The sequence below is a fragment of the Ruegeria sp. N11 genome, from assembly GCF_056531525.1.
In genome coordinates this window covers 116,636-142,188 of record NZ_JBQFLX010000016.1, presented here as the reverse complement: position 1 = coordinate 142,188, position 25,553 = coordinate 116,636, and the positions used below count along the sequence as shown (strand labels likewise).

At 53.8% G+C, this 25,553-nt stretch carries 31 protein-coding genes and 1 tRNA gene; 19 read left to right on the top strand and 13 right to left on the bottom strand.

All coding sequences use genetic code 11. The features are described from left to right. Positions 1–728 precede the first annotated feature (728 nt). The 3 genes from ACR0J8_RS17360 to ACR0J8_RS17350 form a co-directional block, all read right to left on the bottom strand. A complete protein-coding gene (locus ACR0J8_RS17360) occupies positions 729–887 on the bottom strand; it encodes a hypothetical protein (protein ID WP_480526466.1) in 159 nt (52 codons plus the stop codon). Between the two features lie 696 nt (positions 888–1,583). Then, positions 1,584–2,492: an eCIS core domain-containing protein gene (locus ACR0J8_RS17355; RefSeq protein WP_480891367.1), complete on the bottom strand. Its 909-nt coding sequence runs from the start codon at positions 2,490–2,492 to the stop codon at positions 1,584–1,586. Between the two features lie 97 nt (positions 2,493–2,589). Next, positions 2,590–2,922: a hypothetical protein gene (locus tag ACR0J8_RS17350; RefSeq protein WP_480891364.1), complete on the bottom strand. Its 333-nt coding sequence runs from the start codon at positions 2,920–2,922 to the stop codon at positions 2,590–2,592. A gap of 701 nt (positions 2,923–3,623) precedes the next feature. Here ACR0J8_RS17350 and ACR0J8_RS17345 point away from each other — a divergent pair. Both ACR0J8_RS17345 and ACR0J8_RS17340 read left to right on the top strand, forming a co-directional pair. Then, the gene (locus ACR0J8_RS17345) at positions 3,624–4,802 is read left to right on the top strand and encodes a tyrosine-type recombinase/integrase (protein ID WP_480891362.1); all 1,179 of its coding nucleotides are present in this window, start codon (positions 3,624–3,626) and stop codon (positions 4,800–4,802) included. After that, entirely contained in the window at positions 4,799–5,710 is a 912-nt protein-coding gene (locus ACR0J8_RS17340; protein WP_480891359.1) for a hypothetical protein, read from the top strand. Before ACR0J8_RS17345 ends, ACR0J8_RS17340 begins: the two co-directional genes overlap by 4 nt. Before the next feature lie 23 nt (positions 5,711–5,733). Here ACR0J8_RS17340 and ACR0J8_RS17335 read toward each other — a convergent pair whose 3' ends face one another. Beyond that, positions 5,734–6,501 (bottom strand): nuclease-related domain-containing protein, encoded by a 768-nt coding sequence (locus ACR0J8_RS17335; RefSeq protein ID WP_170363858.1) that lies wholly within the window; start codon positions 6,499–6,501, stop codon positions 5,734–5,736. 24 nt (positions 6,502–6,525) lie between these two features. Continuing rightward, entirely contained in the window at positions 6,526–6,825 is a 300-nt protein-coding gene (locus ACR0J8_RS17330) for a DUF4156 domain-containing protein (RefSeq protein WP_480891356.1), read from the bottom strand. A gap of 212 nt (positions 6,826–7,037) precedes the next feature. Between ACR0J8_RS17330 and ACR0J8_RS17325 the strand changes: the two genes are divergently transcribed. The 7 genes from ACR0J8_RS17325 to ACR0J8_RS17295 all read left to right on the top strand — a co-directional run bounded on the left by ACR0J8_RS17325 (position 7,038) and on the right by ACR0J8_RS17295 (position 10,665). Continuing rightward, positions 7,038–7,226: a helix-turn-helix transcriptional regulator gene (locus tag ACR0J8_RS17325; RefSeq protein WP_170363172.1), complete on the top strand. Its 189-nt coding sequence runs from the start codon at positions 7,038–7,040 to the stop codon at positions 7,224–7,226. 32 nt (positions 7,227–7,258) lie between these two features. Further along, on the top strand, positions 7,259–7,585 hold the full coding sequence (locus ACR0J8_RS17320; protein ID WP_480891353.1) for a hypothetical protein: 327 nt from the start codon (positions 7,259–7,261) through the stop codon (positions 7,583–7,585). 1 nt (position 7,586) lies between these two features. Continuing rightward, complete coding sequence (locus ACR0J8_RS17315; protein WP_480891350.1) at positions 7,587–7,829, top strand: hypothetical protein; 243 nt, start codon at positions 7,587–7,589, stop codon at positions 7,827–7,829. Between the two features lie 70 nt (positions 7,830–7,899). Then, positions 7,900–8,157 (top strand): hypothetical protein, encoded by a 258-nt coding sequence (locus ACR0J8_RS17310; protein ID WP_480891347.1) that lies wholly within the window; start codon positions 7,900–7,902, stop codon positions 8,155–8,157. A 55-nt stretch (positions 8,158–8,212) separates the two neighbouring features. Continuing rightward, complete coding sequence (locus ACR0J8_RS17305) at positions 8,213–9,628, top strand: hypothetical protein (protein ID WP_480891344.1); 1,416 nt, start codon at positions 8,213–8,215, stop codon at positions 9,626–9,628. Then, the gene (locus ACR0J8_RS17300) at positions 9,625–9,879 is read left to right on the top strand and encodes a hypothetical protein (RefSeq protein ID WP_480891341.1); all 255 of its coding nucleotides are present in this window, start codon (positions 9,625–9,627) and stop codon (positions 9,877–9,879) included. Before ACR0J8_RS17305 ends, ACR0J8_RS17300 begins: the two co-directional genes overlap by 4 nt. 24 nt (positions 9,880–9,903) lie before the next feature. Further along, the gene (locus ACR0J8_RS17295; protein WP_480891338.1) at positions 9,904–10,665 is read left to right on the top strand and encodes a helix-turn-helix domain-containing protein; all 762 of its coding nucleotides are present in this window, start codon (positions 9,904–9,906) and stop codon (positions 10,663–10,665) included. A gap of 76 nt (positions 10,666–10,741) precedes the next feature. On the opposite strand, the gene ACR0J8_RS17290 is transcribed toward ACR0J8_RS17295, so the two are convergent. The 4 genes from ACR0J8_RS17290 to ACR0J8_RS17275 form a co-directional block, all read right to left on the bottom strand. Then, entirely contained in the window at positions 10,742–11,314 is a 573-nt protein-coding gene (locus ACR0J8_RS17290) for a hypothetical protein (RefSeq protein WP_480891336.1), read from the bottom strand. Beyond that, positions 11,304–11,660 carry a hypothetical protein gene (locus ACR0J8_RS17285; RefSeq protein WP_217357063.1) on the bottom strand — a complete coding sequence of 119 codons (357 nt, stop codon included), beginning with the start codon at positions 11,658–11,660 and terminating at the stop codon, positions 11,304–11,306. The genes ACR0J8_RS17290 and ACR0J8_RS17285 overlap by 11 nt, the downstream gene beginning before the upstream one ends. Continuing rightward, complete coding sequence (locus ACR0J8_RS17280) at positions 11,657–12,775, bottom strand: hypothetical protein (protein WP_480891332.1); 1,119 nt, start codon at positions 12,773–12,775, stop codon at positions 11,657–11,659. Before ACR0J8_RS17280 ends, ACR0J8_RS17285 begins: the two co-directional genes overlap by 4 nt. 249 nt (positions 12,776–13,024) lie before the next feature. Further along, positions 13,025–13,111 (bottom strand) — tRNA-Leu (locus ACR0J8_RS17275). Positions 13,112–13,251: 140 nt separating this feature from the next. Here ACR0J8_RS17275 and ACR0J8_RS17270 point away from each other — a divergent pair. Together ACR0J8_RS17270 and lipB are read left to right on the top strand one after the other, a co-directional pair. Next, positions 13,252–13,911 (top strand): DsbA family oxidoreductase, encoded by a 660-nt coding sequence (locus ACR0J8_RS17270; RefSeq protein WP_480526464.1) that lies wholly within the window; start codon positions 13,252–13,254, stop codon positions 13,909–13,911. A gap of 39 nt (positions 13,912–13,950) precedes the next feature. Continuing rightward, entirely contained in the window at positions 13,951–14,607 is a 657-nt protein-coding gene (gene lipB / locus ACR0J8_RS17265; RefSeq protein ID WP_480526462.1) for a lipoyl(octanoyl) transferase LipB, read from the top strand. Positions 14,608–14,915: 308 nt separating this feature from the next. Here lipB and ACR0J8_RS17260 read toward each other — a convergent pair whose 3' ends face one another. Next, positions 14,916–15,848 carry a cation diffusion facilitator family transporter gene (locus ACR0J8_RS17260; RefSeq protein ID WP_480891328.1) on the bottom strand — a complete coding sequence of 311 codons (933 nt, stop codon included), beginning with the start codon at positions 15,846–15,848 and terminating at the stop codon, positions 14,916–14,918. Between the two features lie 80 nt (positions 15,849–15,928). On the opposite strand from ACR0J8_RS17260, the gene ACR0J8_RS17255 reads away from it, so the two are divergent. Continuing rightward, positions 15,929–16,342: a MerR family transcriptional regulator gene (locus ACR0J8_RS17255; RefSeq protein WP_170616409.1), complete on the top strand. Its 414-nt coding sequence runs from the start codon at positions 15,929–15,931 to the stop codon at positions 16,340–16,342. A 2-nt stretch (positions 16,343–16,344) separates the two neighbouring features. Here ACR0J8_RS17255 and ACR0J8_RS17250 read toward each other — a convergent pair whose 3' ends face one another. Next, positions 16,345–16,764, bottom strand: a complete 420-nt coding sequence (locus ACR0J8_RS17250) for an HIT family protein (RefSeq protein ID WP_480526458.1) — start codon at positions 16,762–16,764, stop codon at positions 16,345–16,347. Between the two features lie 287 nt (positions 16,765–17,051). On the opposite strand from ACR0J8_RS17250, the gene ctaD reads away from it, so the two are divergent. The 3 genes from ctaD to ACR0J8_RS17235 all read left to right on the top strand — a co-directional run bounded on the left by ctaD (position 17,052) and on the right by ACR0J8_RS17235 (position 20,003). Next, positions 17,052–18,710: a cytochrome c oxidase subunit I gene (gene ctaD, locus ACR0J8_RS17245; RefSeq protein WP_170806142.1), complete on the top strand. Its 1,659-nt coding sequence runs from the start codon at positions 17,052–17,054 to the stop codon at positions 18,708–18,710. Between the two features lie 144 nt (positions 18,711–18,854). Continuing rightward, positions 18,855–19,454 (top strand): 2-hydroxychromene-2-carboxylate isomerase, encoded by a 600-nt coding sequence (locus ACR0J8_RS17240; protein ID WP_170676584.1) that lies wholly within the window; start codon positions 18,855–18,857, stop codon positions 19,452–19,454. A gap of 45 nt (positions 19,455–19,499) precedes the next feature. After that, positions 19,500–20,003: a DUF2244 domain-containing protein gene (locus ACR0J8_RS17235; protein WP_480526472.1), complete on the top strand. Its 504-nt coding sequence runs from the start codon at positions 19,500–19,502 to the stop codon at positions 20,001–20,003. A gap of 16 nt (positions 20,004–20,019) precedes the next feature. Here ACR0J8_RS17235 and ACR0J8_RS17230 read toward each other — a convergent pair whose 3' ends face one another. After that, the gene (locus tag ACR0J8_RS17230; protein ID WP_170616417.1) at positions 20,020–20,499 is read right to left on the bottom strand and encodes a GatB/YqeY domain-containing protein; all 480 of its coding nucleotides are present in this window, start codon (positions 20,497–20,499) and stop codon (positions 20,020–20,022) included. Positions 20,500–20,682: 183 nt separating this feature from the next. On the opposite strand from ACR0J8_RS17230, the gene carA reads away from it, so the two are divergent. Both carA and ACR0J8_RS17220 read left to right on the top strand, forming a co-directional pair. Beyond that, positions 20,683–21,849 carry a glutamine-hydrolyzing carbamoyl-phosphate synthase small subunit gene (carA, locus tag ACR0J8_RS17225; RefSeq protein ID WP_480526454.1) on the top strand — a complete coding sequence of 389 codons (1,167 nt, stop codon included), beginning with the start codon at positions 20,683–20,685 and terminating at the stop codon, positions 21,847–21,849. An 80-nt stretch (positions 21,850–21,929) separates the two neighbouring features. Continuing rightward, positions 21,930–23,810: a glycosyltransferase gene (locus ACR0J8_RS17220; protein ID WP_480891322.1), complete on the top strand. Its 1,881-nt coding sequence runs from the start codon at positions 21,930–21,932 to the stop codon at positions 23,808–23,810. Between the two features lie 2 nt (positions 23,811–23,812). Here ACR0J8_RS17220 and ACR0J8_RS17215 read toward each other — a convergent pair whose 3' ends face one another. Continuing rightward, positions 23,813–24,460, bottom strand: coding sequence for a GntR family transcriptional regulator (locus ACR0J8_RS17215; protein ID WP_170616423.1), 648 nt, complete (start codon positions 24,458–24,460; stop codon positions 23,813–23,815). Positions 24,461–24,560: 100 nt separating this feature from the next. Here ACR0J8_RS17215 and ACR0J8_RS17210 point away from each other — a divergent pair, with 100 nt between their 5' ends. Further along, the gene (locus ACR0J8_RS17210) at positions 24,561–25,205 is read left to right on the top strand and encodes a pyrimidine 5'-nucleotidase (protein ID WP_170616425.1); all 645 of its coding nucleotides are present in this window, start codon (positions 24,561–24,563) and stop codon (positions 25,203–25,205) included. Positions 25,206–25,292: 87 nt separating this feature from the next. After that, positions 25,293–25,541 (top strand): hypothetical protein, encoded by a 249-nt coding sequence (locus tag ACR0J8_RS17205; protein ID WP_480891319.1) that lies wholly within the window; start codon positions 25,293–25,295, stop codon positions 25,539–25,541. The last annotated feature ends 12 nt before the right edge of the window (positions 25,542–25,553 follow it).

Here is a 25,553-nt window from a genome sequence, read left to right as displayed (position 1 = left end):
TCGGTCAACCAGAAAAGACCAGACATGTTCACCGCTCGTTTTTCAGCCGTGAATCATGCCGACCGCTGGAAATCAATGGGTCCTGACCCTAAGCAAGTCACCATGCTTTTTCGAAGGAATCCCATGGTTTCAGAGCGGATTTTTCGCAGTAAAGTTAACGCCAAAATTGCATGACCTCATGACAAGCTGGAAACCGCCTGCGGTCAAATGAGGGAGCCTGCATATTTCCAATGCAACTCCAAAAAAAAGAAAATGCTGTTCCGGTCATGAGATCGGAACAGCACACTCGTTACCAGGTACATTTCCGAAGATGCAGTAGACTCACAACTTTCAGCAAATAGGCCTACTACTTGCAGACCGCGATATTTCAACGAACATCATAAGGGATGAGTTGTCCAAGCACCGAGAAATTCTCGTGTTTTGTTCGTTTCAGCTGTTCCAATTGATGTAAACCGGAAACAAAGAAGCAAATGACCGCCGAACTGTCAACATATTCAGCTTCTTCACCGATTCGGCGCACTCTATTTGAACCAATTCACTAAAGTTTTGACGCCCAACTCAGATTGTATGGTCGTCACAGTTCTTAAGCCCGTATTGCACGTTTATCTCAATATTCGCGGCTAATCAGCCTTCACAAGTGCGGCAGCTAATTTCGTTGACGCACTCATACAGACTTTTAACCAGCAGTGGAGATTCATCCTCGATAAACAGTAATTGGTGGAAGCCATTTACTCGCGCTGGAAAGCTGCCCCATCACGCGCCTTAATGTGTTTCTGATAGGCATCCTCACCGCGAATTTGGCGCACCCGCTTGGGCCACCTTTTGCGGAAACGCCATTGGGTAGGGCTGATTGGGTCGATGTATTTGATCTTCATTCTAAGGGCCATTGTGTGCTGTCCGTGTGTGCTGTTTGCGTTATGCGACACACTCGAAAAATGCTGAATGCCCTTGTTTGTAAGGCCAAAAACTAACTGATCAAGCTAGTTCTGGTGCGGTCGAGATGCATTGAAGACTTGAACACGCATGTTTCCGGAGGCTTCCGAATACTCAAAAAATCAGCAAAACTGTTTTTAATCATAGAATTGATGCTTCAATTCACATCTAGATGGATCACTGTGTCTCAGACCAAAGGGTGGACCGCAGGGTGGACCAGTAACGGCGTTTAACTGACTGTCATCGCTATAGTTGAAGTCACCCAGCTTAAGAGATATTCCCTTGCCGCAAATGACGGCCCAAAACAGATATCACAAGATCTCTGAACCGCTTCGTGTCAGAGATCGGCCCTTCTCGGCAAGATTGAGTTTCAAATGCATGCTGGGCAATGGGGCAGTAGCAAGAAGGTTGAACGACATTGGCGTTAGGAGGCATCACAAGATCTCTAAACAAGCCAAAAACGGAATCTGCTCTATCACAAAAACACAAACATAGACCGTCTGAGGTTCATCACAAAACTAGGCGAGCTACTTCCTATTTGGCCAGTTCGTCAATCGACGCGGCCATTCAATACTCACGGTGCTGGATGAATTAACCCGCCGAGCATTATAGTGACTGCGTGAACCCAAATTTGTCACAGCGAATTGACCTCAGCACGTCGGTAGGTACGCTGGTTTCGGAACATAAAAGTGAAAGCAGGCGACCCTGTCTGCTTCTAGCTCTAGTGAATTACCCAGATCGCCAGAACGTTGGAATCCTATCTCCTCGCCCAAGTACCGAGCAGTAAATTCTTGCAAACCCAATGACGAGTACTGATTCACATGTTGGAGTTCATGAGCCCAAAGGTGAAGATCTTGAGTGCTAGTGGAAGTCGGCACCGAATTAAAAAATATTAAATCAATCATTACCATCGCAGCAGCATGATCCAAATGTTGAATTCCAAAAGCAGGAAGGCTTGTTTCATTCGCCTTGGACACCTGAATATATCGCGCATTTCGCGCCGCCTTTTCTAGATTTGGCGGCATCTTGCTTATTACGTCATTTGGTATTGGGCTTGCCTGAGACCAGTGAAGGTTTCGAGCTCTTTCAACTTCGGCTGCTGCCAACCCGACTAGCGGGTTCAAGAATTTCAGCTCACCCGTTTCTATAAATTTTTCAAGGGAGTTAACGTGTTGATCGATGTTCTCCATGTCGTATATGTGAGCGATGCGATAAAGATCGCCGAGAACCTTACGAAATTCATCTTCGTTTCCCGGAGCAACTGTTGAAATGGCGTCACCCGAGAGCCTAACAATCTCCTGTTCTAATTCGGCTACAACCCCCACTAAATCTGTTGCAATTGACAATGGGTCACTAAGAGGGTTGCTTCCACCACCACCCTCTTGACTGGTAGTGACCGTCTCTGGAATGACGACCACGGTTCCCGAATACAGAACTATTCCACTCCGAGTGCCGCGGTCTTGAGCGACAGCGGTGGATGTGAGAATTCCTGAGATAAACGCCAACGCTAGCGCAACAACCCATCCAGCCTTCGAACGAAAACAAACTCGTTGTGTCATCGGAAAGTGAGCCTTTCAAAAACACGAATTACGCAGAAATTTATACCTTTAGTTAATCCTAAACTACAATTGCACCACTTTTGGGGGAAGCGAAATGTCAGTCAACGACAGCATACGAAATCACGCAACCATCTGACCCCGTTCGTATTCTCAACGTTGTTGTCATTCCAGCGGATTTTGCGGCAAGTAGTAAAGCATACAATTGATCGAAAGCAGGGTGAGTATATTCGAGCGTCAAATATGCATTGGAAACCAGTTGGCAATCTAGTCTGCCTTCATGTCCGTTGGTGGTCACGAGCACTTGATTACTGTTCACATATATTTTGAGGATTTTTCCTACACAACGAGTACGGTCGCATTCTGCGAAAACAGCAGTTCCGGTTGACGCAAAAATCGCCAAAGAAAGGAGTACAGTTCTAAAAATTTTCATTCCAATTTCCCCCCGGTGTATCGATTAAGTAAATTTTTGGCTCTTCTTTAATGTCAAGCATTGGCTAAATTGTGCACTTCGACCACAGAGTTTCACAGTCAAACGGGTTTGCACAGAAAAATTTAATCGCGGAAGCGGTTATATTGACTCAGTCAATGTTAGTTCTCTTCTGTCGCGACCTTCGGTTGAGATCCTTCGGGCACTTGCTTCGTTTAGTTGTCAACGCTTTGGGCGCCAACATGATGTAGCTTCGATTTGATTCCAATGTGCCCATCTCGTGGGCTTGCTTTACCGATGTCATCCACGTTTCATAACTCAACTGCAGCCGGTGGTTTGCTAGGCAAAACTTGAGACGGTCAATGCCGAAACCACACCTCGGCGAGACCAGCACAATTCGCGCGTCCACGGATGTCCGCCTTTTTCGGAACCGTAGCTCCGATCAGGTAGCGACGCGCTCAGATGAGGCAGTTTGTCCGCTTGGACCAAGTCAAAGCAGAGTTAGCCTGATGTCCGACCTCGCGCGATTTCTGTCCTCATGGGTAGACGGTCTGCATTGAAGACTTGAACAAGCTCAATTTCCAACGTTTCATTCTGCCCAACGAACACAACAAAACTATTCTAAAACAAGTGAATGTGGGTTCCAATCAATTCTAGATGGATCACTGTATCTTACAAATTATAGTTTACCAGAGGGTGGACCAATGCCAGCACTCAACAAGCTATCTTCATTGCAGGTTAAGAATGCCCAACCCGGCAAATACTCGGACGGCGGGGGCCTCTGGTTGCACAAAAAAGACGGTGATGGCGGCAAGTGGTTCCTTCGAGTTCATGTCCACGGGCGTCGTCGAGAGATGGGTTTAGGGGCTTTGTCTGCCGTCTCTCTGAAAGAGGCACGCGAAGAGGCTGAGAAATGGAGAGCCGTAGCCCGTCAGGGAAAAGACCCAATCAAAGAACGGGAACGGATGCGCCGGGAAGCCGCTAAAGCTGACCACACACTAACGGTAGTGGCGAAGGAAGCCTTTGCGGCGCGTCAGGCTGAATTAAAGGACGACGGCAAGGCTGGGCGCTGGTTCTCACCGCTTCAGCTTCACGTCCTCCCCAAACTTGGCAATGTGCCGATTGAAGAGATTGATCAACAGGACATAAAAAACACCCTCGCTCCTATCTGGCATTCCAAAGGTGAGACCGCGAAGAAAGCGATGGACCGTTTGGGCATCGTTTTCCGGCACGGTGCAGCCATGGGGCTTGATGTGGACCTGCAAGCTACGATGAAGGCGAAAGCCCTGCTTGGTAAATCCCGGCAAGTGCGCAAGCACATACCGTCGATGCCATGGGGAGAAGTTCCCGCATTCTATGAAAGCCTTGATGACGGATCGGTCACACATCTCGCATTTCGGTTACTAATCCTCACTGCGGTACGGTCCAAGCCGCTACGGTTCATTCATCTGGACGAACTGCACGACGGCACTTGGATAATACCGGCAGATAAGATGAAGACCGGCAAAGAGTTTCATGTGCCCCTTTCGAAGGAAGCCCAGCGCATCATTGAGCAAGCAACGGCGTTCGAAAAGGAAGGCTACTTGTTTCCCAATGTCAAAAAGGGGGTCATCTCCGACGCCACTATGTCCCGCCTGATGGAGCGTCAGGAATTAGAGGCACGGCCCCACGGGTTCCGGTCCAGTTTCCGGACATGGTGCGCAGAGGCTACAGACACGCCCCGCGAAGTCGCTGAAATGGCGCTTGCCCACGAGACCGGTAGCAAGGTGGAACGCACCTACCGCAGAACGGACTTCCTTGAACAACGCCGTGTTCTTATGGAGCGCTGGGCGCAGCATGTGACCGGACAGAGAGCGGACATTGTTAAACTGGTGGCGCAATGACCAAAGAACAACTATTCGACTACCGCAAGCTCCGCGAAGTCGAAGATCAACTCAGACAGACGATTAGTGGTGTATTCTTAGAAGACAGGGGTGCCTTATCCGAAGAAAAGAGTGCACTAAAACCGGTCAAGAATTTTAGGGACTTAGCACTAGGAGGCACCCAGCCAAGAGATTGGCCTGCGGATGAACAAGGTCGAACTGCGATCAGCTTTATAGAAACCATACAGCGCGGCGTGCTGTTTTATTGCATGGAAGACCTGCTATGGCCGAACGGACGAAACAACTCGCCTAACAGGGACGTTTATTGGGGTTCTTTGTTGCGAAAAGATCGCTACATCCGCTGCGGCGAAAGAGGTACGCTGGGTCTGGACCAAGCTCTTAGATCGCGGCGGCATCCGGGGAGGCAACCCATTGCACTCAGAACATACAGTGACGCCCTCAAGTATTACAAAGCCGGTATAATCGCCGATCAATTGTTTCCATTCGTCAATGAGCGCTGGGCAGTTCGGTGGATGCCGTCAAATCCAAACAGCATTGTAGCTACAATTCTAAAACCCGTGCTGCATAGTAACCTTTATCTATTCGGTAAATCAGCCTCTAGAATTGCAGCGGCATGTGAACCGGAAATCCGGTATGTTTTCGGGACAAAGATGGTGGGAGATCGGGAGCGAGACATGTATGCCCCACCGACTAAAGCTTACGATCATGCATTCCGACGGCAACTGGATAGGCTGCGTGCTGAATGGCTACTTAACCCGCCTCCAAACGCGTGTCAGCCAACCGACAAGTGGATACGAGAGCGTCTTGGAGTTTGGGAAGGCGACGACCCCGAACGTGAAAGGGGTTCAGCAGATAACCATGTTGTAAGGAATTACAAAAGCGCGTTCGACCAACGTGTTTTCGAGTGACTTCCTGATCAAATATGACTGACCTATTGTATCCTTCTAGTGCCTTTGCATTTTGGATAATTCGAACACCCGAGAAATTGACTACCAGATTTGCGGTTTGTGCGCTTCGCCATCGCTGATCCACATCTCGGGCATTTAGCCAACATTGTTCCTTGCTGCCCGGATAACGACTGAACATGATTCACATGATCCCGGCGGGTCTTGCGGTTGGTTTCGACAGCACCATCTGAAAGCTTTTTTACCAGCGCCGGGACTTCGTCCTCGCTAAACAGTAATTGGTCGAAGCTCTTTATGTATCTTACTAGTTCACGGACACTCCATACGACGTTCGACGGCATCGGCGTTCGCGCGCGCGCCGAACCAACGAAAGCGACAACGTTATGTATCTTGCGCTGAGGTACGCCCAAAAGTTCCTGAACAGCTTTCACGTGTTTAAAATTCTGATGCGTTGGGTTTTGCATCTTAAACTTCTTTCGGCGAAAGGTTTGCGTCCACGTTCTTTGGTCGGCGCTGCCGAAAATCCAACCAGACATATTCTTTGTTTCGACAACGAAGATGCCATGTATAGAAACAACGACATGATCAATTTGAGTGGTGCCACCCCGAACCGGTAGCGTCAGATCGTTGAGTAATGTGTAGTCAGCCGCGCCTAGACGAGATCGAAGTGCGGACCTAACCCAGAACTCCCCCGATGCACCTTTGAACCACGCAGAACGAAAGAACCAAAGCCCCAGCAAAATGAGGCATAAAAATCCTAAATACGCTATGTCGTTTAGGGTATTGTAGTTCATATGCCTTGGCCACCGCGGTCCAGTCTACGGACACTTGTATGCGTCACCAGAAACGAGTGTCCCATCATCGCTAGTTGAAGCCTGCGTTAGAACAAACGCGTTTCCACCCAGAGCTCCGACGGCGTTGCGCATCTTATTTTGTGCACTACGCGCGTCCATGGTTGTATCCAACCCGAAAAGCTCTGTCCCACTGACCGGACCCAAGAACTGGCAGTTTTGAACGGTTTCGGGTGAAAGCTGCCTAACTTGCTGGCCTTGTGAAGTAAGTTCAGTGCTGCAAGCCGCTACCGACACGAAGCAAGCAATTACCCCAAATCCACGCATTTTAACCTCCTAATATCTCAAACTGATAGGAAGCATGTTCACCGTGAACATTGAAGCGATGCCCACCCGAAAAAATTCTAGTGTGCTGGTCTAGCCACGAGGTGCAAAGTCAATCTTCTAGGGTTCAACAAAAACTTTTTTTTCGCGCATCTTGGGTGGAACCATCCTGATACCTCTGAACCCAGACACACCAACGGTTCACAGGATGTATCATGCAAACTCACAAAAAATTCTACAGCACCAATCAGGTGCTTGAAGTCTGTCCTTTCAGCAAAAGTACGCTTCATCGGATGATCGAAGATGGCCGGTGGCCGAGGCCGATCAAGATTGGATCGCGGTCTTACTGGCTCGAAGATGAAGTTTCAGCCGCAATGCAAGCGTTCGCGGATGCTCGCGGCTAACTCAATTTCAACCCACAATATCGGAGATAATCATGTCATCAAAAAAAGATGCACCCGGGTTCAATTCCCTGAAACACAATTGGGGCTTGGCAAGTCGCGCAAGTGACAACCCGGAAAACCCCAAACCTGAAACAACCAAGATCACCGCCCAACGCAACGCGGCTGCGGCGTTCGGTGTCAGCCCTGATCGCGCTGGGCGGGAAAAGAAAAGTGCTCAAAGAGATCAGCGCAGCGAACGTAGGAAAAGCATCGAAAGCCGTCTCGGTATCTCACTGGGTGATAAGCCCGCGTCCAAGAGCAGTTCCGGCAACATCACCCGCGCGTTCGGCGGCACTAATACTAACGAAGGGGGTATGTAAGATGGAGCCTAAGTTCAAAGCCAAGTTAGTGCGTGGACGGCTATACAGTAAATTCGTGCCGGACGGGGCACAGGGAGACTTTATCGTGTTCAAGCATGGTGTTGCTGTGACCATCTCCGCAGAAACCAAGCACCACCTCGAACAATACGCTGTTGATCCGGTCCAAACCACATTCAGCACAGGCGAGGTGGAAGAGAGTTACGAGTGCAAATTCGCGTTCGAAGAATTGGACGAAAGCCCCTGAGTTATTGAACCCGGGTGCAATTCCGCCCGAACCCTACCTGTCAGATCAGCCCAACTTGAATGGAATACCCATGCCTAAAAACATGCCTTATGATCCTGCTGAAACCGAGCAGAAAAACCACGCGCTCCAAGCGCTACTAGCGGAATACCTCGTTCGTCTCGACGGCCTGCGCGAAACGATCCAAGGCGACCTTGAAAACCCGGAAGATGCATTCCCCGCAAAGATGCATTTAGAGTTTGGAGAGAAACTGGTCCTTGCCCACTCTGCCGGGAATGTCTTTTTGCACCATCTGAGACAGGTTTCAGCGGCGGGCCAAGTCGCCCGCTGAATGCCAAGCGCAAATCCCATTGAACCGAAGAATTTGAACCCGGGTGCAAACAACCATGCCTGATCCTTATGAAACGCATACCGCCCAGCGCATGGCGATAATGAACCCGGGTTCAATGCACGAAATGGACCGCAAATGGTCCCGAGAAATTGGCTGGGCATCTGAGGTCTATCATGAACGGGCTAACGCTATCCATTCCGCCACTACTTCCGGGAAACGCCTTCAACCTGTTGCCCGCGATTTTCTCAGGTCACCCCATGCCAAACTCGTCTCTGCATACAAAGCGCTGGGCGGCAGTGCGGACCCGGATCAGGTTAGAGCATTGAGCATGCAAGTGAATGCTTGGGCGGCCGACTATCCGCCGATCAGATGGTATCCGAAGACCAAACCCGACGGGTCTTCGCGTCCTATCTGCATGTTGCCACCGGCATTGAAGGCTGCGCACTACTTAATCCGGGAAGTGATCAGCCAACAGACCGTGCCCAACGGCAAGCTGTTCGGCATCCCCGGGGCAAGCCGTGATGACCTCGCCAGACAACTCAAACAGCTTCAGAATTCCGGGTACGTCTACCTAGCCAAGACCGACGTGATTGACTGCTATCAGAGCATCAACCCGGACGCCCTGTATTCCCTACCATTGCCACAGGAGGTGACCCGCCGAGCACTCGATACTAGAAGCCTATGCTTTTCAGTGACCCACCATCCCGACAATGCTTCGCAGGCTAAACAGGATTTTGGTTCTACTGGGAGTATATATGAGACTGACCACAATGTAAGCGGGCCAAAGGGCCTAATGCAAGGCTCCCCGACCTCTGGTGTTGTTCTCGCGCATCTGCTCGTCGGATTGCCAGATCGCGCAGATACAAAGGTTATGATCTGCTTTGACAACATCGTCATTGCGGCTCGTACCCCTGCTGGAACTCGGGCGATGGCAGATACCTTGACCGCTCATCTTGAACGGTGTCCTGCTGGTCCGCTTGCGATGTGTGAACCCGAATACGCCGACGATACGCCTTTGGATTTCCTCGGCTATCGGTTCGACCCCAACCGGGATGACATTGGCATTGCTGACGACGCGCGTTCCCGGCTGGAAGAGCGACTTGGCATCGCAGAGCAGATGGATATGGAGCGGCTGCACGCGCTCCTAGGGACCTATGCAGACGCTGCTGCTGACCCAAACCAAATAACGCCTGCAAGCCCGCTCCTAGACGCGCCTCCGATAAACACATGGCGTGTCCTGCGTGACTGGCGTGCGGGCTTCCCTGCCGCACGATCAGACGGACCAGAATTTTCGCACTATCTGCGAACCTCTGCCGACGCGAACGTTGACCACACTGTGTTTAGTCACCTTCACAAAAACCTCTTTGCAGACCCCGGTACTTGGGAGAACGACGCCATCCGCGCCATCATCAAAAGACATCTCAAACAGGCCGAACCAAACACCAACCCCATTAGGAAAACAGACCAATGAGTATTGCCACAGTCGTTTTTATCCTTGTCACGATCCTTTATCTGTTAATCGGAAGAGTGACCTACCAGAAACTCATTGTACCCAGCCGAAACCGCGATGCGCTGGGCGGTGACGTGGACGCGATGGTCTGGGCCATCCACGAACAAGAAAAATCGCTGGTGCATTTTCTGACTTATGGGGGCTGGCTGTTGCTCTATCCGGTGTTCTTCTTATTGGGCTGGATCATCGCCCGATTGGGCATCGACATTTGAACCCGGGTGCAATTCTGAACTGCAATGCCGGTTAACGCCGCAAAATACCCCCACTATCGGAAAGTTGTCAAAATGACCGAGCAGCCCTGCCCAACGCCCGACCAAGCCCAACCGGATACCGAAATTGTACATTCACCTGCTGCAATGGTCCGGCAATCTGGTCGCCTACGCTCTGAGCAACAATGGGAAATTGTCAGGCAACTGCTGCACCCGATGATGATGCAGAACTATTCCGGCCAAGCCATTGCCGATGCGTTCGGAATTTCCGTTGATACCGCATATAGATGGAAGCGGAGACTGTTGGACGACCTGCGCAAAGAAGCGGTATCCATGCAGCCACGAGACTTCGTGATGGAAAGTGTGTCCTCTCTCCGGCAAGTGCGTGCCGAAGCATGGGCCGGTTATCAAGCAGCAAGCGACGCCAAAGAAAAACGCGCCTTCTTGAACACAGTGACAAACGCCGAAGCGCAGTTCGCCAGAATGGGAGAACGCATCGGATTGTATGGGCGTCCCGGCCAAAACCCGATGGATGCCAATGCCTACGGCGAAGTGCGCGACGGTGAACAAAGCGACATGATGCTGGTCCGTGAACTCCAAATCCGGCTGGTCGAACTGCTTTCGGTCTCTGACAGTCAGGCAGAGGTTGCCGAAGATGCTGAGCCGGAACGCTACGACGAATTGCTATCAGAAATACGATCTGATCACGGCACAACAGGACCTACATTAGGACCGCGAGTAGACTTACCCCCCCGCAGGCGGCGGACCACATTACCAGCGTCTTCTTGATCCGCCAAGAAGCGAAAATTGAAGCTGGGTAAGCATTCACCCTAACGCGAAAAGTGCACCCGGAAATTTCGATTTTCTAGGTTCGTTCAGAAGCGACGTGCTCCCAAACAGCCGCCCCAAACGTAAGAACTGTGCAAATCGCCCATATCATGATCAAAGCACCTCCCGGCGCCCCTCCATAGGACACTGGGCCGTAGGGAGTTTCGAACTCAAAATACCATGTGGCTGGCACAATCAAAAAAAGCCCGGAACTAACACAAGCTGTGAACAAGCGGCGGAACATAAAACCACGATCAAACATCCTGAATACAAATCGTAATAACACAACCGTTACGAACGCCAGAGTTCCGGCCCAAACTATCGACACGCCTATTTCCAGCCAAACGATTAAGAAAACTGCCACAAAAGTCGCAATGAGGATGTTGTTTGTAGTGAGCAAATCCCTTTGGCTAACACTCTTTTCCGGCTTTCCGTCACGCAGCCATGACCAAACCATAAACTCGATGGCCGACTTGGCGTGCTCGTTTTCGATTACATCAAGTCGATGCCGAAGCACCTCAAGCTGTTGGAGACCGTCTAGAACTTTGACTTCTTCGTAGATTTTTTCCGATTGCGCGAACCACCCCGCGCGGGTCTGTTCACTCGGCACCAACAACCTCGGAGACGTAAACGGCTTCAACATTGCGGAAACGATCTATGTCGACCATCTCACCAGTACTTTCGTCCAGCATTTCCTCCGGGACATCCAGAGGGCTTTTGAAAGTAGCCAAGGATGCTTTCGTCCATGGCGATATCACACGGTATACGACGTTTAAATTTCCCTCCGATACGCGCTTTGCCAATGCGCGCAACAACTCCGCATCGTTTGGAGCGCCAACAAGGTCTTTGATCCTGTTCAACGTAAGCTCCCGGTACGTCGAAGCATTGCGGAGTTTGTCGACTTCAAGATCGAGTCGATTCTCCCAACCTGCAATGCGACGTTTGCCGAACATCATTCCTCGCTGTTCACCTTGAGAATTGCAATTAACACTGCGTCAAATTCCTGCCGAGACAATCCCGCAGTGAAAATAATTTCGTTTATATCTTCGGAGAGGATTGCATTGATCTTTTTAATTTCGCCGAATTGGTAGGAGACACGAACCCTCTCACAGTAGGCTTCAGGATCGCCTACTGTAAACTGCTTGATCACTTCCGTCATCACATCCGATTCAAGAATTCCCCCCTGATCTGCTTGTGATGTGGATTGTATCCTGTCTCCACGGTCATTCTTGTGCTGAGTTTCATATAACTCAAAGTTCTCCGCGACCTCCTTTTTCTTCTGAAGGTCCGAGAACGAGTTTTTGGCGTTCGACAGACTTAACTCGCCTATCCTAGTTGGATTGATCAGCCCTTCCAATTGGCTGAGTACAGAGGCTGCAAATCCGGGGTAAGAAATCGGAGGTTCACTCCTTGGATTAAGGCGGACCTCCAAAAGGCCACTCGTGTGCAACTTCAATACGTCAACGGCTCGGAACGGGACGCGATCTGATACGTACACCTGCCTTCCGTCATACTCCGTCAAAACGCCCCTCTTTCGCCGGTACTCTGTCCGCGCGATTTTAATAATCAGGGCATCTGTATCCTCGCCGTCTCCTATTCTGACCTCCGCGACAACCGGATGTTCAGGAAACGCAGCAAACACATATCCACCGACCTCCGGAAAACCCTTGCCCTTGGCCCAAGCGGCGACGGTTTGCGGCTCTATGGCTTGTTTCAACTCGTCAATATTGCTTACGTCATAGTGAAAAAGCCTGACATGTTTACTGCCATGTTCTTCAGCCTCACGGATCAATCCGATTAACTCATCAACGGTGACTGAACCGTTTGCCAAGACAGGTTCGACCCTTGTCTCAATCATTGATTTCCAGCTTGATGCCGAATGCGGTAATTTCTTAGACCGCAAAAAAGCTCTCACCGCATCCAGTGTTGCCTGACTTTCCAGAACTTCAAAAAGTACATCTTGGCTAATCAAGCCCTCGAAAACTTCATTCTTCATACTATGTCCACTTGTCGCCGCAGGGATGGAATCAACCCTTGGGAGCCAAAAATCTACATATTGTGCATCAAGCATCACACAGCCACCACGAGAATTCAACGCACGTTACGTCGCATCTGGACTTGGTGCAGTCCGACAAGAAAATCAGTGTTTCTCAATGGAAATAACACACAATGAATGTAGTTGCCCGACATCAAAGACAATCGCCCATAGTGGTTACCAACGATTAACTTCAAGCAACCAAAAGAAGGTGGTCTAAAGGGTGGTCTGAGAAACTTGAGGAGCACCTAAGACACTATAATTATACATTTTTCTTTGATTTATTGGTGCGGTCGAGAAGACTCGAACTTCCACGGGTGTTACCCCACAGCGACCTCAACGCTGCGCGTCTACCAATTCCGCCACGACCGCACTGCCAGTGACTTGGTAGGGGGCGTATAGACGCTGATGAAGACGTTGTGAAGAGGCAAAAGACACCTGTTTGAAATCCCCTGCCCTCTGCTTATCTAATCAACCAAACCGACTACAGGATTCCCGCGCAGGAGCTCTCGATGACAACATCCGATCCCCGTCCCGTTGTTCAGATCGACATCATTTCGGATGTGGTATGCCCATGGTGTATTGTGGGATTTCGTCAGCTTGATCTTGCTTTGCAACAAACAGGTGTGCTTGCCCGTCTTCGGTGGCATCCGTTTGAGCTGAACCCCGCCATGCCGCCGGAAGGTCAGAACCTGAGAGAGCATATTGTCGAAAAATACGGCTCGACACGTGAACAAAGCCAGCAGGTACGCGAACGGCTGACAGCGCTAGGGGCTGAGCTTGGGTTTACCTTCAACTTCAACGATGACAGCCGGATCGTGAATACCTTTGCCGCACACCAATTGCTGGATTGGGCAGAACATGAGGGGCGTCAGCATCCGCTGAAACTGGCTCTGTTTGATGCCTATTTCACGCAACAGCAGGATGTCTCGGACATTGATGTATTGATGCAGGTCGTCCGAGAGGCAGGTTTGCCCCCTGACGCGGCACGGGACGCACTGGCTGGCGGCACCCACGCGGCTGCCGTGCGAGAAAAGCAGCAATTCTGGACAAGCCGGGGTATTTCAGGTGTTCCGGCTATGGTGTTTGGGGGCAAGTACATGCTGACCGGCGCTCAGGGTCAGGACACGTATGCTCAGGTATTGCAGCGATGCCTGTCCGAAGCCGCCTGACCCCTTTTCCCTGACCCCAGTGCAGGATAAGAGGCCGGTATGGAATGGAAGATCACCGAAGGGCTGACCGAATACGAAGACGCCGTGGCCTTCATGGAGGCGCGCGTGGCCGCGATCGCCTCGGGCGACGCGCAGGAGTGTATCTGGTTGCTGGAACATCCCCCGCTTTACACGGCGGGGACATCCGCGCGTATTGAGGATCTGACCGATCCGGAACGGTTTCCTGTTTACCAAAGCAAACGCGGCGGCGAATACACCTATCACGGACCAGGCCAGCGTGTGGCCTATGTCATGCTGGATCTCAACAAGCGTGGCCGGGATGTGCGCAGGTTTGTGAAACAGTTGGAAAACTGGGTGATTTCAGCACTGGCCGAATTCAACGTCCGCGGAGAGATCCGCGACGGTCGTGTCGGCGTCTGGGTGCGGCGGGATGACAAGCCGCTTACCGTTACGGGCCAGCCTGCCGAAGACAAAATTGCGGCCATTGGGCTACGCCTGCGGAAATGGGTCAGTTTTCATGGAATTTCGATCAATGTCGAACCTGATCTTGATCATTTTTCGGGCATCGTACCGTGCGGCATCACCGAATATGGGGTGACATCCCTTGTCGATCTGGGGCTGCCGGTGACACTGGCGGATGTGGATTCTGCCCTCCAGAGAACCTTTGACGACGCTTTTTCTGCGGGTGATTCCTGACCGATCGGCCGGTGGCAAGGCGCCTATTGCCCAACATGCAGTGACAATCACCGACTCCTCTGGCATCTGTTTCCCGGTCAGTGGGTTCATTAACTATTATTACCCACATTTCCGGTGATATTTATGCAAAGTTTAATTCTGGCCGATACAAAGAAGACGTTAACGAGTAGTATGAGTTCACCGTTCTAAAGTGAGTGGTATGTTAACCGGTGATCACGGGCTTGCCCGGAGAATCCGAATATGTGTTTGGTTACGAGTCTGCCGTTCCGACCCCAAATCGGAACGGCAATTCTCATTAAACGCATGTTTCACTGATGTCCAAAGCGGGAAGATGCGGGACAGCATTGGTCAGTTCGCTCCAACTCCAGCGTTGCGTGCGTAATCCCAAATCGGTCTTTCAGGCTCTGCCTGATCCTTGATCTGACGGCCCCGGCGTCGGACCAGGACGCCTCGTCTACAATCACATGTGCGGTCAGCGCCGGTTCGCACTCCTGCATGCTCCAGATATGCACGTGGTGTACGGCGGTTACGCCTTCGGCCTCTTCGATGGCCGTGGCAACCTGTTCCGGCTCCAGATCGGGGGGCGCCCCCAGCATGAGAACCCGGATCGTTTCACCGATCTCACCTTTGACATGCCAAAGGATGTAGACCGAGATCATGATCGTGACTGCGGGATCGACCCATGTCCAATCAAACACAATGACGGCTGTTCCGGCGATAATCACGGCAACAGACCCCAGCGCATCCGCCACGTTGTGCAGGAAGGCTGCCCGGATATTCATACTCTCCTTGGCCATTGAGTAGGTCAGTGCCGCAGTGATGAGGTCGACGACCAAAGCAATCCCGGCAATCCAGACGACAATCCAGCCATTGACCGGTTCCGGCAGGATGAACCGCGTGACACCTTCATACATCAGGTAGACGGACAGCACGATCAACGTTGTGTAGTTGATCAGCGCTGCCACGACCTCGGCCCGGCCATACCCGAAACTCATGCGCGGGTCGGCGGGTCGGCGTGCGATCTTGCGGGCGAAAAAGGCGATGACCAGCGCTGCGGCATCCGACAGGTTGTGCAGCGCATCGGCGATCAGCGCGAGCGAGCCGGACAGAATGCCGCCGACAATCTGCGCCAGTGTAAGGAACAAATTGACGGCGATTGCCCAGGCGACACGGGCATCTCCGGCCTTTGGGTCGATGTGATGATGGTGGCTGTGACCAGAGTGCGAGTGCTGATGTGCCATGTAAAGAGCGCCTGTTGTTTCGGTTCTTAAAGCAATGTAATTCCTCTAGTAACTAGAGGTTCAAGTGGCAGGCCAATAAAATGTACTCAATCGGTGATTTGTCCCGCCATACCGGGGTCAAGGTTCCCACCATCCGATTTTACGAAGAAAAAGGGCTGTTGCCCAAACCTGCGCGCACAGCCGGGAACCAGCGGCGGTATGATGCGGCTGCGCTGCGGCGCTTGCAGTTCATCCGCCACACGCGCGATCTTGGGCTGCCCCTTGCCGAAGTCGAAGCTCTACTGACCCTGGAAGGCGCGCAAGGGGATGACCTGAACCGCGCGCATGACATCGCCGAGCGTCAACTGGCTGACATCCGCGACCGGATCGCACGTCTGGCCCGGCTGGAAAAAGAACTGGCCCGCATCACCAAAGCATGTGACGGGCATCATGATCATGTCTGTGCCGTTCTGCATGCATTCGGGGATCATGACACCTGCGATGGGGCGCATTAGAGTCAGGTCAGAGATGCGCGAATTTTCTCGGCATGTTGGGCGATGAGGTCGAAATCACCCATATTTCCCGGCGGGCGCATCGAAACGCCCTCGTGCCGAGGCAGGACATGGAAATGCAGGTGGAAAACCTCCTGTCCGCCTGCGGCTTCGTTGAACTGCTGAATGGTGACGCCGTCCGCGTCAAAGGCCGCCTTTACCGCCCTCGCCATTTTCTGCACGGTCGCCATTGCAGCAGCCAGTTGCTTGGGTGAGGCATCCAGAACGTTTCGGCACGGTGTTTTGGGTATGACCAGAAGATGACCGTCCGAGCGTGGCATAATATCCATGAAGGCAAGCGTGTCATCGTCTTCGTAAACACGGGTCGCTGGGATTTCACCACGCAGGATCTTGGCGAAGATGTTGTCATTGTCGTAGCCCGTCATGGCATTTCTCCCGATTTGGTGCTGCTACCCGTTCTGCGACCCAACCCGCCGGGGGTCAAGCACGGAAACGGGAACCGGCCGACCTCTTGAAAACCGTACTGCAATAGCCAGATAGCAGGCACCACCGGGTCAAAAATGTCGTGGAAGCCTCCTGCCCGCGACAATTAATCTTGATCCAGATCAAACTCGACCATTGAAGGTCGTCCCCTCGCAATCTAAAACCAGCAGGAATCCCGCGCGTTGGAGAGGTCCGACTGCGCGGTAGTGTTGTAACAGGAGGCACCTAAATGGCAGACGCAGCCATTCATGGTCACGAGCATGAAGACAATCGCGGTTTCTTTACCCGCTGGTTCATGTCGACCAACCACAAGGACATCGGGATTCTCTACCTGATCGTTTCGGCTCTGGCCGGTCTGATCTCGGTTCTGATGACCGTCTACATGCGGCTTGAACTGATGCACCCCGGTGTTCAGTATATGTGCCTGGAAGGCTTCATGGCCGACCCGTGCACACCCAACGGACACCTATGGAACGTGATGATCACCTATCACGGTGTTCTGATGATGTTCTTCGTGGTCATCCCCGCCCTGTTTGGCGGATTTGGCAACTATTTCATGCCGTTGCAGATCGGTGCACCGGACATGGCCTTCCCGCGGATGAACAACCTGTCCTTCTGGCTGTACGTCGCGGGTACCTCGCTCGGTGTGGCTTCGCTTCTGGCTCCGGGCGGCAACGATCAGGCCGGTTCGGGCGTGGGCTGGGTTCTGTATCCGCCGCTGTCGACGACCGAGGGCGGCATGTCCATGGACCTTGCGATATTCGCCGTGCACGTATCGGGCGCCTCCTCGATCCTCGGCGCGATCAACATGATCACCACCTTCCTGAACATGCGCGCCCCGGGCATGACCCTGTTCAAGGTGCCGCTGTTCAGCTGGTCGATATTCGTCACTGCATGGCTGATTCTGCTGTCGCTGCCGGTTCTGGCAGGCGCGATCACCATGTTGTTGATGGACCGCAACTTTGGCTTCACCTTCTTTGATCCGGCCGGTGGCGGTGACCCGATCCTGTATCAGCACATCCTGTGGTTCTTTGGACACCCGGAAGTGTACATCGTGATCCTGCCTGGTTTTGGCATCATCAGTCATGTCATCGCGACCTTCTCGCGCAAACCGATCTTCGGCTACCTGCCGATGGTTTGGGCGATCATCGCGATTGGTGTTCTGGGTTTCGTCGTTTGGGCGCACCACATGTACACCGTTGGCATGTCGCTGCGTCAGCAGGCCTACTTCATGCTTGCCACGATGGTCATCGCGGTTCCGACAGGCGTTAAGGTCTTCTCGTGGATTGCGACGATGTGGGGCGGTTCCATCGAGTTCAAGACACCGATGCTGTTCGCCTTCGGCTTTCTGTTCCTGTTCACCGTCGGCGGTGTGACCGGCGTTGTACTGTCACAGGCGGGTGTGGACCGTGCCTATCACGACACCTACTACGTTGTGGCGCACTTCCACTATGTGATGTCGCTGGGTGCCGTGTTCGCGATCTTTGCCGGTGTCTACTTCTACTTCAGCAAGATGACGGGCCGTCAGTACTCGGAATTCTGGGGCAAGGTTCACTTCTGGATGTTCTTCATTGGCGCCAACCTGACCTTCTTCCCGCAGCACTTCCTGGGCCGTCAGGGTATGCCGCGCCGCTACATCGACTACCCCGAGGCATTTGCCCAGTGGAACTTCGTATCGTCGATCGGCGCGTTCATCTCGTTCGCCTCGTTCCTGCTGTTCTTCGGCATTGTCATCTACGCCCTGCTGCGTGGCGCGAAAGAGACACGTCCGAACCCGTGGAACGAATACGCGGATACGCTGGAATGGACCCTGCCGACGCCGCCGCCCGAGCACACGTTCGAGCAGCTGCCCAAGCAGGAAGACTGGGACAAGGGCCACGCCCACTAATCCCTGAAAACATCACTGCAAAGCCCCGCCCGTTCCGGCGGGGCTTTTCTTTTGAAAGCTTCCGACATTTGGGGAATATCGCCAGAAGGCCAAAAATCGGCTATTCTGTTTGCGGTTGGTCATCCGGCAATCCGGAGGTACGCAATGCCCGAAATTGATTTCTGGTTCTCAATAGGTAGCACTTACAGTTTTCTGACGGTGATGCGTCTGGATGAATGGTGTGCAGAACATGATGCGACGGTGCATTGGAAACCGTTCAACGTGCGAACCATCATGTCCGAACAACAAAACATTCCATTTGCCGGAAAACCCACAAAATCAGCCTACATGTGGCGGGATATCGGACGGCGCGCGGCAAAGTACCGGCTTCATGCCAAGCTGCCTGCCCCTTACCCGATTTCCGATCTTGCCCTTGCCAATCAGGTCGCCCTTCTGGGCATGCGCGAAGGCTGGGGCAAGGACTTTACCCAGAACCTCTATCGCATCTGGTTTGAAGATGGCGTCGAAGCAGGCAGCGAAACTGCCCTGTCTGAGGCCCTGTTCAGATGTCAGCAGGATCCGCGCCTTGCACTGTCCCGCGCGCGCAGCCCGGAAATCTCGGAGGCGCTGGAATCCGAGACCAAGAACGCCACCCAGCTAGGCGTTTTTGGCGCCCCGAGCCTCGTCGTGCGCGGTGAGGTGTTCTGGGGCGATGACCGGCTGGATGATGCATTATCGTGGGCGCGTGTCGGCCACGTGATCTGATCTTTTGGCCATCGACTCCGGGTGTCGATGCGCTATTTTTTCACCATGCCCTATCAATGGACTCAGACATCAGACACAGAGCAGGAATTGCGCCTTTGGCCGCATAATTCGCTGCCGCCCCGCTGGGCAATGCGGGTCATCCTGTTGGTGTTTGCCTTCGGGCTTATCCCGATGCTGGCGGTGCTGGGGTCGGTGCTGCTGTGGGGGCTGCTTCCTTTCATGCTACTCAGCGTTCTGGGCCTGTGGCTGGCCATTCAGACAAACTACCGCGCCCGCAGCGTCTTTGAGGTTCTGACGCTGAGCGGCAGCCAGGCCCGTCTGGTGCACCACCACCCCCGAACCGGTCGTCAGGAATGGAAGTGCAACCGATATTGGGCCCGGCCTGAAATGCACCAACGCGGCGGGCCTGTTCCACATTACGTCACCCTGACCGGCGACGGCCGCCAGGTGGAAATCGGCTCATTTCTGTCCGAGGAAGAGCGCATCGCGCTTTATGACGAGCTGATACAAAAACTGCGCGAACCTGTCGCGCAGCAATTGGCGCAGTAAACGTCGAAGTGACAGGTCAGCTGTTGCTGGCCGCGCAAAGCTGATCCTTGACCATCGGTCCGACCTTGCCGAAATCCATCTGGCCGGTATAGCGGGTTTTGAGTTCGCCCATCACCTTGCCCATATCACGGATCGAACCGGCGCCTGTCGCGGTGATTGCGGTCAGAATGGCCTGGTTCACCTCGTCATCATCCAGCTGCTTTGGCAGAAATTCCTCGATCACATCAACTTCGCGCAGCTCGCGTTCTGCCAGATCCAAGCGCCCGCCCTCTTCATAGGCGCGTGCGCTTTCCTTGCGCTGCTTGGTCATTTTGCCAAGGATTTCAAGTACCTCGGCATCACCGCAACCTTTTGCTTCTTCGTTGTCCGATCCCCGTGTTGCGATGTCGCGGTCCTTGATCGCCGCGTTGATCAGCCGCAGCGTCGATAGACGCTCGGCCTCCTTGTCTTTCATTGCTTGCTTCAGGGCTGCATTCACCCTTGATCGCATATCCATCTGCTCAATCCATCCCCAAGATGAAGGAACCCCGACCATATCGAAACAAAAAGCGCGACACAACCGGGGTCGAATATATCTAAGTCATTGATATTAAATGATTGCCCGAAAATTGAACAGACTTGACCCAGCGGCCCAACCCCCTTAGGAATGCGCCGATTTACCCTGCAGGAGAGTCGCGCCATGGCCCAGAACGCCCCGTCCAAGCCCACCGCATGTCTGGCATTGGCCGACGGAACACTGTTCTACGGCACAGGCTTTGGCGCCACCGGCCAGACCGAAGCCGAGCTGTGTTTTAACACCGCCATGACCGGTTATCAGGAAATCATGACCGACCCCTCATACGCGGGACAGATCGTGACCTTCACATTCCCTCATATTGGGAATGTCGGTGTGAACTCCGAGGATGCCGAGGCCGGCGATCCGGTTGCGGCAGGAATGGTGGTCAAATGGGACCCGACCGAGCCTTCGAACTGGCGTGCCGCAGACGAACTTAAAACCTGGCTGGCCCAACGCGGGCGAATTGCGATTGGCGGCATTGACACCCGGCGACTGACCCGTGCCATTCGGCAGCAAGGTGCGCCTCATGTGGCGCTGGCCCACGATCCGGACGGTAATTTCGATATTGAGGCTCTGGTCGCCGCAGCCCGTGGATTTGCCGGTCTGGAGGGCATGGACCTGGCCAAGGACGTGACCTGCGCACAAAGCTATCGCTGGGACGAAATGCGTTGGGCCTGGCCCGACGGTTACTCACGCCAGACAGCCCCCGTGCACAAAGTCGTGGCGCTGGACTATGGCGCCAAACGCAACATCCTGCGGTGCCTGGCTTCGGCCGGATGTGACGTGACCGTTCTGCCCGCGACGGCAACCGCTGCCGAGGTTCTTGCACACGATCCGGATGGCGTCTTCTTGTCAAACGGTCCGGGCGATCCCGCCGCCACCGGCGAATACGCTGTTCCCATGATCAAAGAGGTACTTGAGACCACGGACCTGCCCATCTTTGGCATTTGTCTGGGCCATCAGATGCTGGCGCTGGCGCTTGGCGGCCAAACCGTCAAGATGAACCACGGTCATCATGGCGCAAACCACCCGGTCAAGGACATGGAAACCGGCAAGGTCGAAATCACCTCGATGAACCACGGTTTCGCCGTTGACGCTCAATCCCTGCCCGATGGCGTCATTGAAACCCATCGGTCGCTGTTTGACGGCTCGAACTGCGGTATTCGCATGACGGACCGCCCGGTCTATTCAGTGCAGCATCACCCCGAAGCATCGCCGGGGCCGCAGGACAGTTTCTACCTGTTCGAACGCTTTGCGGATGCAATGGCCGCGCGAAAAGAAAAGGCTTAACCGTCTGCCTTTGCCGGATTAACCCGCCATTAACTATGTTGAAGCAACCCTGACGTGCGTAATCGCGTCAGGGTTTATTAATGGTCGAACTGAACTTACAGCAACTTGCCCCGGCAGAACCGGTACCGGCACTGGGGCAGCGCAAACCTCTCGGCCTCTATTTGATGGAACGCGACCTGATCACCCGCGCGCAGCTGGATCACGCATTGTTGCTCCAATCACAGCAGCAGGCCCCCTTGGGCGAGATTTTGGTGAGCGAGGGCTGCGTCAGCCGTCAGGATGTCTTGCTGGCCTTGTCCAAACAAACAGGCCTGCAAATCGCGGATCTGGAAGAAACGCCGCCATCCCCTGATCTGGTCGATCTGAAACCTGCGTCCTTCTGGCTTGAGAACCATGTCATACCGTGGGTCAGACTGGGTCCGATCCTTCTGGTTGCCACCGCCCGGCCAGACAATTTCGATGCCATTGCAGCAGAATTTGAGGCAAGCCGATATACATTGATTCCCGTTCTGGCGGCACCAGATCAGATCGGCACGGCGATATCCCGACTATTCTCCCGAGATCTGGCCCGGGCGGCCGAAACCCGTGTGGACCCGCTGCACAGTTGCCGCACCTGGACACCCCGGGCACGCACCGGACCAGTCGCAAGCGCAATCGCCCTGTTGGCGACAATGATCGCAATCCCAACGATCGGTTGGTCCGTTCTGGTGTTCGCGGCCGTCGGCACGTTGTTCCTGTTCTGGGTCCTGAGATTGTCCGGGTTGCTGGCCTTCTTGTTGCCAAAGATGCCTCCAAAGGCGGGAAGGGAAAGTCGCGTCATCTCACGCACACGCCAGCCCTATGTGTCGATCATGGTGCCGTTATACAAGGAAACCGAGATTGCCGACGCGCTGATCCAACGACTGCGGCGGCTGACATACCCCAAGGCACTGTTGGACGTTATTCTGGTGCTCGAAGAAGACGACGCCGTTACCCGCGAAACACTGTCACACGTTGATCTGCCCAGTTGGATGCGCACAGTGGAAGTCCCGAAACTGAACGGCTTGACCACCAAACCCCGTGCGATGAACTACGCCCTAGATTTCTGCCGCGGCGATTTGATCGGGGTTTGGGATGCCGAGGATGCGCCGCAACCGGATCAGATCGAACGCGTGGTGGATCATTTTCAACATGCGCCGCCCGATGTCGTATGTCTGCAGGGCGTGCTGGATTACTACAACCCGCGCACCAGTTGGAGATCACGGTGCTTTACAATCGAATACAATAGCTGGTTCAGGGTAATCCTGCCCGGTATTGCCCGATTGGGCCTTGTGGTCCCGCTGGGCGGCACAACCTTCTTTTTTCGCCGGGACAAACTGGAGGAGTTGGGCGCCTGGGACGCGCACAATGTCACCGAAGACGCCGATCTGGGTGTCCGGTTGTACCGCGCCGGGTATCGGACCGAGATGGTGGACACAACAACCTTTGAAGAGGCGAACTTTCGGACCTGGCCCTGGGTCAAACAACGCTCGCGCTGGCTCAAGGGTTTCATGGTGACCTATCTGGTCCACATGCGTACACCGGTTGGTTTGTTGCGGGATCTGGGATTGCTTCGCTTTTTGGGCGTTCAGGCGTTTTTTCTGGGGACTTTGGGGCAATTCCTTCTTGCCCATGTCCTTTGGGTGTTCTGGCTGATGGCGATGGGCATATCCGTACCGCTTCCGCAGGGGCTGACGCAAGAAAGTGTCACTGTACTTTTCAGCCTGTTTCTTGCAGCTGAACTGACCAACGTCGTGGTCGGACTTGTCGCCGTCGCAGCACGGGAAAGACGTTTCCTGCTGCCTTGGGTGCCGACGATGATCCTGTATTACCCGTTGGGCGTTCTGGCGGCCTACAAAGCGCTATGGGAACTGATCTGGAACCCATTTTTTTGGGACAAGACCCAACACGGACAGGCGGCCGAGGAACAGCTGCCCTCCTGAGCTCAGGACTCGCGCCGGACCGCATCCTGTTTAAGGCGGGTCATGAACGCGATCGAGATGTGTTCCCGCAACGCCTGACTTGCAGCATCTTCATCACGTGCCGCGATCGCTTCGACAATTCCCTTGTGTTCATTCTGGGCGATTTCACCCCGGCCCTGCACGGCAAGCGATGTCGTGGCCATCAGGGCCATCGTGCGATGCACCAGATCCAGTTGCTGAACCAGATATCGGTTGTGCGACGCCAAATGAATCTGTTCGTGAAACCGCCGGTTGGCACGCGACAGGGCCGTCGGATCATCGACCAGTTCGTCATCTGCCAGAACCATGTCCTGAAGAACTTTGATTTCCTCTTCCGTTGCGTGTTTGGCGGCTAGACGGGCTGCCAACGCCTCGAGTTCGCGGCGCACGACGTACAATTCAGCCATCTGGTTGTGATCCAACGATGCCACGATAAGTGATCGCCCGTCCCTTTCCAGCAGGGATTGTGTTTCCAGTCGCTGCAACGCTTCGCGAATCGGGGTGCGCGACACGCCAAAACGTTCCGCCAGTTCGCTTTCGACAAGCCGATCGCCGGGCTTGTACACGCCAACATCAATGGCTTCGAGAATCAGGCTGTAGGCATCTTTGTTGGGTTGGCGGGTCTGGCTCATTTTGTCTTTCGTCTCCTCGTTCGGTCATGTCTATCCGCCACTTGGCCTTCCAATCAAGTGAAGCATTGAAATCCGCAGCACCGGACCCTAAACCATAAACATGGTCAAACCTGCATTTGCTCATGTCACCCAGTGGGTGTTCGATCTCGACAATACGCTGTATCCGCCCCATATGCGCCTGTTCGATCAGATCGAGGTGCTGATGACGGATTATGTCGTGCGCACTCTGGGTGTGGACCAGGCCGAGGCGGATCGTTTGCGATCAGAATACTGGCGCCGGTATGGCACTACGCTGGCCGGGTTGATGGCCGAGCACGACCTTGACCCTGATCCATATCTGCATGCGGTCCATCAGGTGGACATGAGCCATATGGATCCGGACGCGGAACTGGCCGCCCATATCCGCTCACTTCCCGGTCGCCGCATCGTCTATACCAATGGCAGCGCGCCCTATGCGGAACGCGTTTTGGCGGCACGCGGTCTGAGCGGGTTGTTTGATGCGGTCTATGGTGTCGAACACGCCGGATACCGGCCAAAACCGGAAAAAGCCGCTTTCGAGGCGATTTTCGCGCGGGACGGCATTCGCGCCGAACAGGCCGCGATGTTCGAGGACGACCCGCGCAATCTGGCAGCCCCGCACGAGATGGGAATGCGCACGGTCCATGTGGCACCTGAACCGCACACTGCGGAGCATATCCACCACCATACAGACGATCTGACTCAGTTTCTCGGACGCCTGGTCTGACAGGGCAACCTGCGACGATCTGCTCATTCTGCACCTGCATCATCGTTCCTATATCCGCCTTAGCGACGAACAGAACGGAGACCTCCAATGAGCGCGATCGAAATGAACCCGCGCCTGCCTATCTGGCAGCGCTTGTTGTTTGCCATTCCCTTGTTTGGATGGATGGCCCGCGATGTGAAAGACGGCGCGCCCGAGGATCTGGGCTATACCGCCGCCGCCATCGTCAGCATGTGGGGATGTTCCATCCTTCTGTTCGGTCTTCCCGGCCTTTACCTGCCCGCACTTGCGATGGTGCCGGTGATGTTCCTGATCCTGCTGCTGATTTCGCGGGGTTAGGAATCGGGACAG